Below are 13,131 nucleotides of genomic sequence, written 5' to 3'. Positions count from 1 at the left end.
ATGACGTCCGGACCCGGGCACGGCTGTGGGAAGGCGCTACCGCTCACCCGCCGCCGGTCAGCGGCTTGTAGCGGGTGAGCAAGGAGACCTGGGCGGGGATGTCGGCGTCCTGGACGAGATCGAGCCATTCCTCGGCGATCCGGTACACGGCCGAGTCCAGTACCTGGGTGGTCGGCACTTCGGAGGGGGTGAGCACCCCCCACCGCTCAAGGCTGGTGATCAGGAAGGGATCGAACGCGGCCCAGGCACCGTCCAGGCGGAACTCGGCCCAGAAGTGGGGTGCGGAGTACGGGCTGGACAGCAGCAGCCCGAAGCTGCGCCGGGCCTCCCAGCCCTCCTCGACGCCCCGCCGGAACAGGTAGCGGCTGGCCAGCTCGCAGTTGGCGAGCGAGGTGTCCCCGAGGAAGGACAGGTCGCCGTACAGGTCCACGGGCAGGATGTGGAAGTGGAACCTGTCCATCTCCGCGAAGAGCGGCCGCAGTTCCGGCGGTGCGTCGCCGGGCCGTCCGGTGGCTCCGACGTCGCGGCGCAGCGTGAACCGCCGCGCCGTGGGGCCCGCGTCCACGCCGAGGGCGAGCACCGGTTCGGGGAGCCGGAAGTCGCACGGGTGCCCGGTCTCCGCGGAGCCGCACTCCGCGGCCACCTCGACGTCGTAGCGCACCGGGGTGTCGTCCACCATCGCCCGGAAGATCTGGGGCCAGCGCCGCATGGCGAGGTGGCGCGGGGAGGGCAGGCGCAGCGCGAGCGCGACGTTGTCCAGGTCCAGTTGGTCGAAGTACCGGTTCCCGCCCGACGCGTGGTGGGGGAACCCGAGGTCGAGGAGGTCGGACAGCAGCGGCTCGCCGATCCGGTAGATCCTCGCGGCGGTGGACGTGTCCTGGTCGTATTCCCGGTACTTCTCGGGTACCCGGAGCACGCGGTCCACGACGTCCTGGAGCGGTTCAGCGTTCACCCGCTTCCTCCCTGAGCCCGGAGACGAGGTTCCACAGAGCGGCGGGCGACGAGAAGACCTCGAAGGTGAGGGCCTCGTCGGGGATCAGCACCCCGAAGGTCTCCTCGACGGCCACCATGAGCCGGACCACGGTGAGCGAGTCCAGTCCGTACGCCGACAGGTCGCTGTCCGCCCGGAGCGGGACGTCCGACCCGGTCAGGCCGTCCAGATTCTTCCGCAGGACGGCCTCGAACTCGGGATCCAGCGCGGCGGACGCGGGTTGCTCGGGCATCGGCGGACTCCCTGTTGCCATCGAAAACTCCTGAATGTCGAAACCGGTGCGGTGTGGCCCTCGGCCCTTGTCACCGCGTGCATTCCTCAGTCCACCGGGGCGAACCGGTCCGGGCTGATGCCGGCGAGATAGCGGTGCATGGCCCGCGCCGAGTCCAGCGTCTGCATGACCTCGCCCTCGGGCGGCTGGAGGTCGTAGCCGAAACGCACCTCAAGCTGGTGCTGGAGCCAGACGAAGCTGAATGAGTCGATGGCTATCGGAGTGTCGTAGCCGATGGAGGCATCGCCCGTCTGGAGGGCCATGCACTCGGCGATGACCGCCGTCATGTCGTCGCGCGTAATCGTCACTTCTGCACGCTCCAGCCTTTCGGACGAAGAACATTCGCTTCCGGGATCGGACTGCGGATCAACGGGCCGCGCCCACCGGCAGGCCGCGCGCGGCGGCCTCCACCGGCTCCGGGCCGCCGCCCGCGATGGTCACCGCGGTGAGGACCAGGCCGTCCCGCACCAGCCATCGGCCGGTCAGCCGGGTGAGCTCCTGCCCGCCGGCCACGAGGCCCTTCCGGCGCAGATCCGCCGTGAACGTCTGCGTAGAGGGAAGGAAGTCGAGGACGGCGTCCTCGAATGCGAGCGGGCTCCGGGCCACGGGATACCAGGCTTTGTAGACGGATTCCTTGGCGCTGAACGCCAGGCGGCCCCAGCTCACTTCGGGGAACTCCTCGCCGAGTTCCGCCAGCCGTGACATCTCCGCGGGACAGGCGATTCCGGCGAGCACGCCCTCGGGCACGGGCGCGTGCGGCTCGGCGTCGATGCCGACGGAGACGAGGCGGTCCCCCGCTGCCAGCGCCGCGGCCCGGTAGCCCTCGCAGTGGGTCAGGCTGCCGACGACGCCGTGCGGCCAGCGGGGTTCCCGGCGCGGCCCGGCCGGGATCGCGGTCGGGGCGATCCCGAGCCCGGCCAGCGCCTGCCGGGCGCAGTGCCGGGTGGTGGTGAATTCGCGCCGACGCCTTTCGGCGCAGCCGCGGACCGCGCGCTCCTCCTCCGGGAACAGCTCGGCCCCCGGTGGATCGCCGAACGCCTCGGCGACCGCCACGCAGCCGGGCAGGATGCCTTCGATCATCAGCCGGCACGCCGCCGACAGCCGGGCCCGTGCGCCGCCGTGGGCGGCGGGCAGGTCCCGAAGACGGTGATGCCGGACCGGAGCCGGCTCATGGGGCCTCCTCATCAGGAGAACGGGATGGGATCAGGAGGTCCGCCGGCGTCGGCAGAACGGGAACAGTGAATCCGCCTGAGGTCGCACGTAAAGGAATCCCGTGCGGCTTGATCTTTGCCATTGTGGCATCGAAATGCACCGGCGAAGAGGTCGCCAGGACGGCGAATTGCGCGCGACCGCCGATTCCGGTTCCGGTCACAACTGCGCTTGGGAGGCAGCACAGTCGGGGCCCGGACCGGCACGGCCATTCCCCCTCAGCGGCAGCAAAGAGGAGGAGCGGGGCGAAAGGTACGCACGACAACCGGCTCGTTGACAAACAGTCGGGCCTGATATTTGGTGGCGGCCGAAGATAAAGAAACCCGGGGGATGCGGGGGGAATGTCTGTCGCTCGACAGAATTCCTCCCCTCTACGTGTCGGTGGTCGTCCCCGAATCCAAGGAGGACACGTGTCCGAGGCACCAATCCAGCGCGGGATGTCGGTCGTCGTCCCGGTCAAGGGGCGCGTGGCACTGATGCGCGCGCAACTGGCCTCGCTCCGTGTCGCCATGGACCATAGCCCCGAGCCCTCGGAAGTCATCGTCGTCGACGACTCGGAACCGTCCGACGCCGCGCTCCACCAGGCGAACTGCCAGGAGTTCGGGGCCCGTTACGTACGGGGCTCGCGTCACGTCGGCGCGAAGCGGAACCTGGGCGTCGAGAGCGCCTCGTACGACCTCGTGCTGTTCACGGACTCCGACTGCCGGGTGCCACCGGACCTCATCGCACGCCACATCAGCACGCTGCGCGGTGCCGACGCCTCCGTCGGAGGAGTCGCGGGGCCCACCTTCGTGGAGCAGCGGCAGTCACCGGCGAACCGGGTCATGCGCTGGTCGAAGCTGATCAACGACGACCTGGAACGCCCGCAGCGGTGCGCGACGGTCACCTGGGCGACGACGACGAACCTCGCCGTGCGCCGTGAAGTGTTCATGAAAGTGGGCGGTTTCCCTTCCGAGAGCCTGGACCACGTGGGCGGCGAGGACTGCGACCTCGGCATCAAGATCTCCGACGCCGGATACAAGATCGTGTGCGACGCCGGGGCGGTGGCCGTCCACGACCAGGACATCGTCGGCTCGCTGGGCTCGGCGGCCCGGCGCCTCTACGGCTACGGCCGCTCCGAACAGTGGGTGTGCTCCGTGCATCCCCACCACCGGCGGCCCGCGCTGAACGCCTTCACCGTGGCGTCGGCCGCCGCCGTGGCCGGTACGGCGCTGGCGGCCCGTACCAGGGGGCGGAGCCTGCTCGCGGCGCCCGCCGCACTCGGGATTCTGGTGGCCGTACGCGCCCACCGGCTGCGGGGTGACGCCGACTCGTCGGCCGGCGGCACGATCGAACGCCTCACCTGCGCGTCGGTGGACCTGATGTTCGACCTCGGCGGATTCACGGCGGCGGTGGAGATGCGTCGGCCGAGCATGCTGTTCACCGGTCTCAAGGCCGCGGACGGCGACTGAGGGCGGCCCCGTTGGCTCAGCGGAGCGCGCGGGGAAACCGGCCTTCGCGTACCGGCCACCGGCCCGGTACCCCGTTCGACCAGAAGCACTGCGACAGCGGTACCGAGAGAGGTGGCCACCCATGCACGCCGACAGGACGAACCCGGACGCGGAGAAGACGAGATTCGCCGGGGGGCTGGAACGCACGGGCCCGTTGCAGTCCGGCATCGGCCAGCTGGAGTGGGTGAACTACCAGTCCGGCGGCCGCGGTCACCACCCGAACCACGAGTGGGCCGTGCCCGTGCCCGAGGGCCTGTCGGACGAGGCGGTCGGCGGCGCGGTGAGCGACCTCCTGCTCCGGCACGAGGTGCTGCGCACCGCTTTCGACGCCGACGGCGAGGGTGCGCCGCAGCAGCGCGTCCACCGGAACGTCCTCGCGCCGCTGCCCGTCGTCGAGGACGGGGAAGCCCTGCGCCTCTTCTACGAGAGCCCGTTCGACGTCGCCGACGAGCCCCCGATCCGGTTCGGCCGTACTCCGGAAGGAGAGCTGGTCGCCGCCCTCGCGCACATCGCGGCCGACGGGATGGGCGGCTGGATCCTTCTCACCGACCTCAAGGAGCTGCTGGCCGCCCGGGCCGAGGGCCGGGCCCCCGCCCTGAGCGCGGAGGCCCCCCAGCCCATCGAACGGGCCGTGTACGAGAGGGAGGGCGGCCGGCCCCGCGTCGAGGCCGCCCTGAAGTACTGGCGTACGGCACTCCAGGGCTTCCCGGTGACGGCGGTGCCGTTGAGCCGCAGCACCCCCGGGGCCGACATCCTGCGCGCGACCCTCGACTCACCCGCCGCCACACAGGCGCTGGCGGCCCTGCAGCCCAAGCTCTCCGCGACACCGGCGTCGCTCTTCACGGCGGCGGTGTACACCGCGCTGGCGGTCCAGTTCGACCGGACCCGGCTGGGCCTGAGCATGACCTGGTCCTTCCGGGAGCACCCGACCACCCAGGACGTGGCCGCCGCGGTCTTCCGGGACATGCCGTTGATCTGCGACCTCACGGGCAGGCCCTCGTTCTCCGAGGTACTGCGGCGCCTGGAGCGGTCGCTGCTCCTCTCGGGACGCCACATGGGCTTCGACGTCCTGGAGTTCCACGAGTGCGCGGGGCACGTCGATGCCGAGCGGGGCAGCGCCCTGTCCGGACCCGAGGTGGTCGGCTCCACGATCTACGGCGTGGACTGGGATTCCGTGGACCGGAGCGGCGATCCGCGTGACCTGCTGCCGAAGTCGCAGGTGGTCCTGGAGCGGACCAACGGGTTCGGGGACGGCTGCAATCTGTACATCAGCGGCTACGTCGAAGAGGGGCGGGTGCACCTTCACTCGCGCTTCGACGCGTCCATCCCGGGAGCCCATGACGACGCGGGCTTCGTCACCCTGGTCGAGGCGATCCTGGTCCATGCCTCCGTGTCCGGGGACCTCGCCTTCGAGGAGGCCGAGGCGCTGGCGGCCGACCCCTGGCGACCGGGCGCGCGCTGGGCCCTGGCCGACAGTGTCTGGGTGGACCTCGACTGCGTCGCCGACCGCCTGCGGGCGCATCCGGCGGTGCGTCACGCCGAAGTCCGCGAGGAGGACGGCCGTGTCACCGCCCAGGTGGACACGGATCTCGAACTGTGGGAGCTGCGCGACCACCTGCTCTCCGCCGACAACGGACGCGGCGCCGTGCTGAGCCCGCACCACTTCGCGGTCGACCGCGCCGACGGGACCACGGTCGCCGGTTCGGGCATGGACCGTCCGATGAAGGCTCCGGCGGGAGCGGCCGAGGAAGCACTCCGCAAGGCGGTCGGTGCGGCCAACCACCTGACCGGGCCGACGATGGCCGGAACCTACCTGGCGGTCGGCGGTCGGCTCCACCTGGCCCCCCGGGTGTTCTCCCTGCTGCGGGAGAGCGGGTTCGAGGGCCTCGTGGTCGAGGACCTGCGCCGTCCGACGAGCCTCAGCGCGCTCGCGCGCCGGCTGCGGCCGGTCCCGGAAGAGCGGACCTGACCGTTCGGGCCCCGCGACCCTGCGTAGGCCCGGGCCGGAGGTTCCGAAGAAGGGAGCCAAAGGGCCTTGCCGGGAGGGCTGTTGTGCGAGGTAGGCTCACCGCGGGTCGAGAGAGCGCTCTCTGGTTGATGGTGGCGGCATGGCCGCAGCACATGCACAAGAGGAAGAAGGCGTGAAATGACGGACACGATGGGCCACCTGGCCATAGTCGGTCGAGTCCGCGCCGAGACAGACGCCCTGGCCGAGGAGATCGCCTACGCCGTGCTGGCCGAGTCCGCTCCCGGCGGCTCCGCCCCGGCGGACCGGGAACGCATCCTCTCGTTCGCCCGGCACGCCGTCGAGGAGGCCCTGGAAGCGGCCGGCCGGTCGCCCCGGGGCAGGCAGGGCGCGGAACCGCCCACCGCCCTCCCGTGGGACTCCCTCGCCCCGGACCTGGTCTGCGCGGTGCGCCAGGCCGCTTTCACCCGCACCTGGGGCGTCCTCGTCGAGGGGGCGGACGCGGCGGAGCGGGTCGGGCTGCTGCGCGCCGCGGCCACCTTCTTCGAACGGGCCGGACACCCGCAGGCGGCTTCGGACCCGGCGCGCCGTGATCCGGCGTCCGCGGGGAACGAGGCCCTGCACCGGGAAGTCGCCGAGGCGCTGCTCGACGGCCGCCCGGCCGAGCCACTGGCCTCGCGCAACGGTGTCAGGCTCGCCCCCAGTTACGTGGTGGCGCTCGTACGGCCGCAGGAACTGCGGTGGTGCCCCGCCGTCGACCACTACACCATCCTGATGGCGGATCGCCAGGACGCCGGGGTCCTGCTGCTGCCGACCCTTCTCCCCGTCCCGTGGGTCCGGCTGCGGGCCTTCAGCGAGCGGATGCTCGACGGTGTCGTCGACGTCTCCCGGACGCGCGCCTCGGTGGCTTCCGCGCAGAGCCATGAGCACATTCCGGCGGCCCTGGAGGAGGCGAGGACCGTCCAGCACGTCACCGACGTCCTCGAATGCGAAGACGGCGTCCACCAGTTGTCGGACATGCCGGTCGAGGCCGCGCTCACCAGATGCCCGGACCTGGCCCAACTGCTGATGAGCCGGCTGGTTCCGCTGCACGGAAACGGCGCTTCGCTCATGCACACCCTGCTGGTGTACGTAAACCTGGGGCAGGACCGCCGGTGCACGGCCCAGGCCCTGCACATCCACCCCAACACCCTGGACTACCGCCTGCGCCGGATACGCGAACTCACCGGGATGGCGCCGACGGTGCCGCAGGATCTCCAGGCGCTACTGTCGGCCATGACGGCCTGGCGGCTCACCCGGGGCCCGATCACCGCGGCCACGTGAACGTCCGCCGGGTGTGTTCCTGAGCTCGAATCCCGGGTGCGGAATACGTTCTCGGGATTGCGGGAATCGCGTAAAACTTCCCTTTTCCATTATGGCATCGCGCGCACGGTGAAGCCGCTGCCGGGACGGCGAAATACTCGCGGCTGCCGATTTCGTTTCCGGTCACAACTCCCATTGGGAGACGGCACAGTTGCCGCTCGGCACCGAAGGGTGCATTCCCCTCGGATGGAACAGGGGCGACTCCTGTGATTGACGAATCATGGGCCTTGTGAAAATGTCCACCACGGCGCGAGAGCGCTCTCGGGCAACGTGCGAACGTGGGGAGATGTACATGGCTCGGCTCGATTATTTGCCGGATTGGCCTGACCTGCGCTCGGATCTGCCCGTGAATCCGGATCTGGAACAATTCGTCCGAGGCATTCTGGCCCGGATGACGGTCGAGGAAAAGCTGGGTCAGATGATTCAGCCCGACCTGTGGGAACTCACCGCCGAGGACGTGCGCGCGTACCGGCTGGGGTCGGGCCTGAACGGCGCCGGGCGGTGGCCGGACGAGAACCGCCGGGCCGGTGCCACCGAGTGGGCCACGGTGCTGGACGGCTTCTGGCAGGCGGCCGAGGAGGCGTACCGCGACCGGGAGTTCCGGATCCCCTTCATGTGGGCCTCGGACGCGGTGCACGGCCACAACAATGTGCACGGGGCCACCGTCTTCCCGCACAACATCGGCCTGGGCGCCGCCGGTGAGCCGGGGCTGGTCCGCCGGATCGGCGCGGCCACCGCGCGGGAGGTCGCCGCGACCGGGATGGACTGGACGTTCGCGCCGACCGTCGCCACGCCCCGGGACCGGCGCTGGGGCCGGCACTACGAGGGGTACTCCGAGGACCCGGAGATCGTCCACGCCTACGCCGGTGAGATGGTCCGGGGCCTCCAGGGCGACGCCGACGAGCTGCGGACCGACACCCGGGTGCTCTCCTGCGTGAAGCACTGGGTGGGCGACGGCGGCACGTTCGAGGGCGAGGACCGCGGCTGCACCCGCTGCGACGAGGACCTGCTGCGCAACGTCCACGCGATGGGCTTCATCTCGGGGATCCGGGCCGGCTCCCAGTCCGTGATGGTCTCGTACAGCGCCTGGGGCGACGAGGGGCGGGTACACGGCAGCCGCTACCTGATCACCGACGTGCTCAAGGAGCGGATGGGCTTCGACGGCATCGTCATCGGCGACTGGGACGCCCACGCCTACGTCGACGGCTGCTCCGACGGCGACGCCGGGAACGCGATCAGGGCCGGCATCGACGTGCTCATGATCTCGACCAAGGTGAAGTGGCAGGCCGTGCACGGCGCGGCCCTGGCCGAGATCCGCAGCGGCGCGATCCCGATGGCGCGGATCGACGACGCGGTGCTGCGGGTGCTGCGGGTCAAGGCCCGGGCCGGCCTCTGGGAGAAGCCCCGGCCGCTGGAGCGCTCGCTCGCGGGTGACGGCACTGTTCTGGGGCACCCCGAGCACCGGGCCCTGGCCCGCGAGGCCGTCCGCAAGTCGCTGGTCCTGCTGAAGAACGACGACCGCACGCTGCCGCTGCCCCGCACCTCCCGGGTGCTGGTGACCGGCAGCGCGGCGGAGTCGCTCTCCAAGCAGTCCGGCGGTTTCACCGTGAGCTGGCAGGGCGACGACATCGACCTGGAGGACTTCCCGTCCGGCAGCACCCTCGCGATGGCGGTCGCCGAGGCCGTCGGTGCGGACCGCTGCACGGTGGACCCCTACCTGGAGCACGAGGACCCGACGGCGTTCGACGTCGTCCTGGTCGCCCTGGGAGAGGACGCGTACGCCGAGATGCTCGGCAGCATCAAGCCCTGGCGCTCGCTGTCGTACGCCAAGCTGAAGCCCGGGTACGCGAAGGACCTGGAGACCCTGCGCAGACTCCGCCGGGCCGGGGCCGTCGTGGTGACCGTGATGTTCGGCGGACGTCCGCTGTACGTCACGGAGGAGATCAACCTCTCCGACGCCTTCGTCGCCGCCTGGCTGCCGGGACCGGATGCGTCCGGCATCGCCGACGTCCTCTTCCGGGAGGCGGGAGGAGAACCCGGCCACGACTTCCAGGGCCGTCTGTCCTTCGGCTGGCCCGCCACCCGGACCGCCTTCACCACCAACCGCATACCCCCTCACGTACCGCACTACCGGGCGCCGGAGGGCGAGGTGCTGCCGACCGGGCCGAACACCCCGCTCTTCCCCTACGGCTACGGGCTGACGCTCGCCGAGAGCCACGAGGACGGCTTCAAGAACCTGGGCGAACTGCCGCCGGACGTGGAGCCCCGGCTCCCGGACGCCCTGCTGGAGGACGTCACCACCGTCCCGATCGCCCTGCGCGGTGACGCGACGTACGAGTTCCGCGCCGCCGCCGAGGACTACGACCCCCGTCCGGTGCCCCTGGACGGCCCCACCGTGTGGCCGTTCCTCGACGCCGAGCCGATCGACCACCTGGGCCGGGGCGACGGCCTGTCGCTGTCCTTCAAGGGCATCCAGACCTTCGTCTACGCACAGACCCGCGACGGCGGGTTCCGGGACCTTCGCGGCTACGTGGCGAGCAGGGGCCGACTGACCTTCCAGGCGCGGGTGTTCGAGGCGCCGGCCGGGCCGTTCCATCTGACCTGCCATGACGACTACCCGCAGCAGCCCGCCCTGGACATCTCCGCACGGCTGTCCGCGCTGCCCCGCGGCGAGTGGGCCGAAGTCACCATCCCCCTGGCCGAACTCGTGGGCATCGGTGTCGAGTTCGACCACGTGGACGTGCCCTTCCAGATCTGGACGGAGGGCCGTGCGCGACTCGACATCAGCACCGTCCGGCTGTCCGCCGATGTCCGCGCTATGTGACGAACCTTTCAAGTGAACGGGATGTGCAGCCATGGGCGATCGAGTCATGTGGTTCAACGGGTCCGTAGTGCCGTGGGAGGAGGCGCGGGTCCACGTCTGGGACGAATCGGCCCTCCGCGGCGCCAACGTCTTCGAGGGCATCACCGCGTTCTGGGACGCCGGCACCGGGACGCACCACATCCTGGCCGGCCCGGCGCACGTGGACCGGCTCTTCGCCTCCGCGCACCTGGCCGACATCCCGACCGCGGCAACCAGGTCCGAGCTGTGGTCGGCGCTGGCTGAAGTCGCCTCCGCCCACCCGGGCTCGGACGTCTACCTGCGGCCGACCTTCTACGCCGTCAGCGGCCGGTCGACGCTGTCGCCCAACAGCGAAGGGGGGCTCTACATCGGCGGGTTCGAGTTCAACCCGACGGCCCCGCCGCAGGCCCGCGCCGTCGTCAGCGCCCACCGGCGGTTCGGCGGGCCCATCGGAGCGATGGCCAAGGCAGGCGGCTCCTATCTGGACTTCCGCCTGTTCGAGCGGGAGCGCCTGAAGCACGGGGTCGAGCACGTGCTCATCCTCAACGAGCGGGGCAATGTCGCCGAGGCCGACGGGGCCGCCGTCCTCCTGGTCGGCGGCAAGAGCGTCACCACTCCCTCGCTGGACTCCGGAGTGCTGGACTCGATCACCAAGCGCATCGTCCTCGACATCGCCCGGCACTCGGGCTGCGAGGTGAACGAACGCGGCGTGCACCGGGACGAGTTGTACCGGGGGCAGCCGCTGCTCGCCGGGACGCTGATGGGGCTGAGGCTGCTGGACAGCGTCGACGGCAACGACGTCGACGACGCCGCGGCCACCGCGACCGCGCGCGAACTGGCCGCCGACTACGAACGGCTCTGCCGCGGCCACCACGTCTTGTCGAAGGTCTATCTGACTCCCCTGACGTGATGGGGGGCGCCATGCGTGAACTGAACCGCGAGACGGTGCACCGCAATCCCTGGTTCTCCGTCGTCCGCAGGGACTACGAGGCCGATACCGGCGACACGCACCCGTACTTCATGGTCAGCAAGCCGGACTCGGTGCTCGTCGTCGTACGCCTCGAAGACGGCCGGGTGGTCCTGGTCGACCTGCCCCGGCCCACCTTCGACGGAGCACCCAGCCTGGAGTTCCCCCAGGGCGGGATCGAGGAAGGGGAATCGCCCGAGGCGGCGGCCCACCGCGAGGTTCTGGAGGAGACGGGTCTGCGCCTCACCGGGCTGCGCCGGGTCGGGAGCTTCGCGGAGAGCAGCGGATTCGCCACGACCTCCTGCCATGTGTTCGTGGGCGATGCCGCCGGTCAGGGCGAAGCATCCCCCGACGTCTTCGAGCGGGACCTTCGCGTCAGGACCGCGTCCTGGCCGGAACTGCGGGAGTCGGTGCGGGCGGGACGCGTTCCGGACTCGGCCACGCTGGCGGCGATGGCCCTGATCGAGGTGGCCGGCGATGGCGTCTGAGGCGCAGGTCTCCCTGGGGGGCGACATACGGGTCTCCCTGGTCAGCGGGGACGTCGTCGGCCGGCTGGCGGACGGCGGGGAGCGGCTGCTGCTGGTCGGCCTCGGTCCGCTGTGGTCGGCGACCAGGAGCGGCCCGTCGAGTCTGTTGCTGGAGACGGTTTCCAGTGAGAAGTGGCTGGTCCGGATCTCGGAGACCTCCGGTCTCGTCGCCGCGATCGAACCCGTTCTCTGACTGGGCGGTGCCGGCCGGAAAACCCCATCCCCCCTGTTGACGCCCTGATCTCCTCCAAGACGGGAAAGAGCATGCGCCATCGCTATGAGGTCGTCGTCATCGGCGCCGGTATGGTCGGCATGCTGACCGCGCTGGCCCTGGCCGAACGCGACATCGGTGTACTGCTGGTGGAGAGCAGCCGCCCGGGCGGAGGCCAGTCGGGACGGTCCCACGGCTACCTCCACCAGGGTTACGCGTACGGCACGGCCGAGCCGCGGCTGCCGTCGCTGTTCGCCCGGGCCACGTCCCGCTGGGACCGGCTGGCGGCGCATCTGACCCCCGTGACCGAACGGTCCACGGTGGCCTTCGCCGACGAGGCCGCGGCCCGCGGTGCCGCGGCCCACTGGGCTTCCGCCGGGCTGCCGGTGGAACGGGTCGATCCTCCGGCCTGGCTCGCGTCGCGCATCACCTCCTGTTTCCGGAGCAGTGAGTCCACCCTGTATCTGGGCCATCTCCTGCACACTCTCGGTGAGCGGCTGGAGAAGGCGGGCGTTCATGTCGCGCGGGGAGAGGTGGTCCGCACCGGCCGGGACGGGAACGGGGTCACCACCGAGTACACCGGCCCGGACGGCTCCACGGTCCCGGTCGCCGCCCGCGTCGCCGTGGTGGCCGCGGGCGCGGGCGCGGCGGGCGTCCTGGAACGCTCGGGGCTGCCCCGCGTGGTCCAGTGCCGGAAGTCGCACATGCTGGTGCTCCGGGGGGATCTCCCGGCCGTCAGCGCGATCTTCCCGGAGCGGGAGCACCACGGTCTCTTCCTCGCCAGCAGGATCGGGCCGGACCGGCGGACCACGTGGCTGATCTCCGACTTCCAGTCGTTCGACGGCACGGATCCGGACTCCGGTGAGCTGGCCGGCTGGTGGGCCCGCCGGATTCTCACCACCCTCCGCTCCCTGGCCGGTTCCCACACCCTGGAAGGGGTCGACCTGTTGTCCGGTTACGCCGCCACCAAGTCCGGGCTGCTGCCGCAGAGCGGCACGGTCGCCCATGAGTTCGGCCGCGAGTTCCTGGACGGCAGGGTCGTGGTGACGAGCCCGTCGAAGCTCACCCTGGCGCCGTTGGCGGCCGAGGAGGCGGTCCGTTCCGTGTGCGCGGTGCTCGGGCTGCCCCCCGGCGAGGTCGACTGGCCCCGGCTCGACGCACCGCCCGGGGTCATCCCCGCCCACGGCCAGACGCCCCACGAGCTGTGGGAGACCGAGCTGGCCGCCGTCAAGAGTCCCGACCTGGTCCGGGACCTCCCGCCGATCCGCGTCCTCAACTCCCTGTTCGCCCACTGA

The 13,131-nt window shown here is 71.0% G+C and carries 12 protein-coding genes; 8 read left to right on the top strand and 4 right to left on the bottom strand.

Annotated elements, in window-relative coordinates; translation table 11 throughout:
• Positions 1–43: 43 nt before the first annotated feature.
• The 4 genes from ACIQZN_RS22915 to ACIQZN_RS22900 all read right to left on the bottom strand — a co-directional run bounded on the left by ACIQZN_RS22915 (position 44) and on the right by ACIQZN_RS22900 (position 2,447).
• Positions 44–952 (bottom strand): hypothetical protein, encoded by a 909-nt coding sequence (locus ACIQZN_RS22915; RefSeq protein ID WP_403996850.1) that lies wholly within the window; start codon positions 950–952, stop codon positions 44–46.
• Positions 942–1,223: a phosphopantetheine-binding protein gene (locus ACIQZN_RS22910; RefSeq protein ID WP_403996847.1), complete on the bottom strand. Its 282-nt coding sequence runs from the start codon at positions 1,221–1,223 to the stop codon at positions 942–944. Before ACIQZN_RS22910 ends, ACIQZN_RS22915 begins: the two co-directional genes overlap by 11 nt.
• An 86-nt stretch (positions 1,224–1,309) precedes the next feature.
• Positions 1,310–1,570, bottom strand: a complete 261-nt coding sequence (locus ACIQZN_RS22905) for a hypothetical protein (RefSeq protein WP_403996844.1) — start codon at positions 1,568–1,570, stop codon at positions 1,310–1,312.
• A gap of 58 nt (positions 1,571–1,628) precedes the next feature.
• Positions 1,629–2,447, bottom strand: a complete 819-nt coding sequence (locus ACIQZN_RS22900) for a 4'-phosphopantetheinyl transferase (RefSeq protein WP_403996841.1) — start codon at positions 2,445–2,447, stop codon at positions 1,629–1,631.
• A gap of 434 nt (positions 2,448–2,881) precedes the next feature.
• Between ACIQZN_RS22900 and ACIQZN_RS22895 the strand changes: the two genes are divergently transcribed.
• The 8 genes from ACIQZN_RS22895 to ACIQZN_RS22860 all read left to right on the top strand — a co-directional run bounded on the left by ACIQZN_RS22895 (position 2,882) and on the right by ACIQZN_RS22860 (position 13,131).
• The gene (locus tag ACIQZN_RS22895; protein ID WP_403996838.1) at positions 2,882–3,922 is read left to right on the top strand and encodes a glycosyltransferase family 2 protein; all 1,041 of its coding nucleotides are present in this window, start codon (positions 2,882–2,884) and stop codon (positions 3,920–3,922) included.
• A 121-nt stretch (positions 3,923–4,043) separates the two neighbouring features.
• On the top strand, positions 4,044–5,930 hold the full coding sequence (locus ACIQZN_RS22890; protein WP_403996835.1) for a condensation domain-containing protein: 1,887 nt from the start codon (positions 4,044–4,046) through the stop codon (positions 5,928–5,930).
• A 177-nt stretch (positions 5,931–6,107) separates the two neighbouring features.
• The gene (locus ACIQZN_RS22885) at positions 6,108–7,250 is read left to right on the top strand and encodes a PucR family transcriptional regulator (protein WP_403996833.1); all 1,143 of its coding nucleotides are present in this window, start codon (positions 6,108–6,110) and stop codon (positions 7,248–7,250) included.
• Positions 7,251–7,680: 430 nt separating this feature from the next.
• On the top strand, positions 7,681–10,113 hold the full coding sequence (locus tag ACIQZN_RS22880; protein WP_403996830.1) for a glycoside hydrolase family 3 N-terminal domain-containing protein: 2,433 nt from the start codon (positions 7,681–7,683) through the stop codon (positions 10,111–10,113).
• 31 nt (positions 10,114–10,144) lie between these two features.
• Positions 10,145–11,041, top strand: a complete 897-nt coding sequence (locus ACIQZN_RS22875; RefSeq protein ID WP_403996827.1) for an aminotransferase class IV — start codon at positions 10,145–10,147, stop codon at positions 11,039–11,041.
• Positions 11,042–11,052: 11 nt separating this feature from the next.
• On the top strand, positions 11,053–11,586 hold the full coding sequence (locus ACIQZN_RS22870; RefSeq protein WP_403996824.1) for an NUDIX domain-containing protein: 534 nt from the start codon (positions 11,053–11,055) through the stop codon (positions 11,584–11,586).
• Positions 11,576–11,818: a hypothetical protein gene (locus tag ACIQZN_RS22865; protein ID WP_164626318.1), complete on the top strand. Its 243-nt coding sequence runs from the start codon at positions 11,576–11,578 to the stop codon at positions 11,816–11,818. Before ACIQZN_RS22870 ends, ACIQZN_RS22865 begins: the two co-directional genes overlap by 11 nt.
• A 71-nt stretch (positions 11,819–11,889) precedes the next feature.
• A complete protein-coding gene (locus ACIQZN_RS22860; protein ID WP_403996821.1) occupies positions 11,890–13,131 on the top strand; it encodes an NAD(P)/FAD-dependent oxidoreductase in 1,242 nt (413 codons plus the stop codon).

The sequence above is a fragment of the Streptomyces sp. NPDC097595 genome (assembly GCF_044761525.1).
GTDB lineage: Bacteria > Actinomycetota > Actinomycetes > Streptomycetales > Streptomycetaceae > Streptomyces > Streptomyces drozdowiczii_A.
The sequence above is the reverse complement of the archived record's forward strand: the minus strand, read 5'-3'. Positions and strand labels throughout refer to the sequence as shown.

Bases quoted from the DNA above. Each gene is read 5' to 3' on its own strand.
- ACIQZN_RS22910 (WP_403996847.1), bottom strand. From the start codon at position 1,223: ATGCCCGAGCAACCCGCGTCCGCCGCGCTGGATCCCGAGTTCGAGGCC.
- ACIQZN_RS22900 (WP_403996841.1), bottom strand. From the start codon at position 2,447: ATGAGGAGGCCCCATGAGCCGGCTCCGGTCCGGCATCACCGTCTTCGG.
- ACIQZN_RS22890 (WP_403996835.1), top strand. From the start codon at position 4,044: ATGCACGCCGACAGGACGAACCCGGACGCGGAGAAGACGAGATTCGCC.
- ACIQZN_RS22885 (WP_403996833.1), top strand. From the start codon at position 6,108: ATGACGGACACGATGGGCCACCTGGCCATAGTCGGTCGAGTCCGCGCC.
- ACIQZN_RS22880 (WP_403996830.1), top strand. From the start codon at position 7,681: ATGACGGTCGAGGAAAAGCTGGGTCAGATGATTCAGCCCGACCTGTGG.
- ACIQZN_RS22875 (WP_403996827.1), top strand. From the start codon at position 10,145: ATGGGCGATCGAGTCATGTGGTTCAACGGGTCCGTAGTGCCGTGGGAG.
- ACIQZN_RS22870 (WP_403996824.1), top strand. From the start codon at position 11,053: ATGCGTGAACTGAACCGCGAGACGGTGCACCGCAATCCCTGGTTCTCC.
- ACIQZN_RS22865 (WP_164626318.1), top strand. From the start codon at position 11,576: ATGGCGTCTGAGGCGCAGGTCTCCCTGGGGGGCGACATACGGGTCTCC.
- ACIQZN_RS22860 (WP_403996821.1), top strand. From the start codon at position 11,890: ATGCGCCATCGCTATGAGGTCGTCGTCATCGGCGCCGGTATGGTCGGC.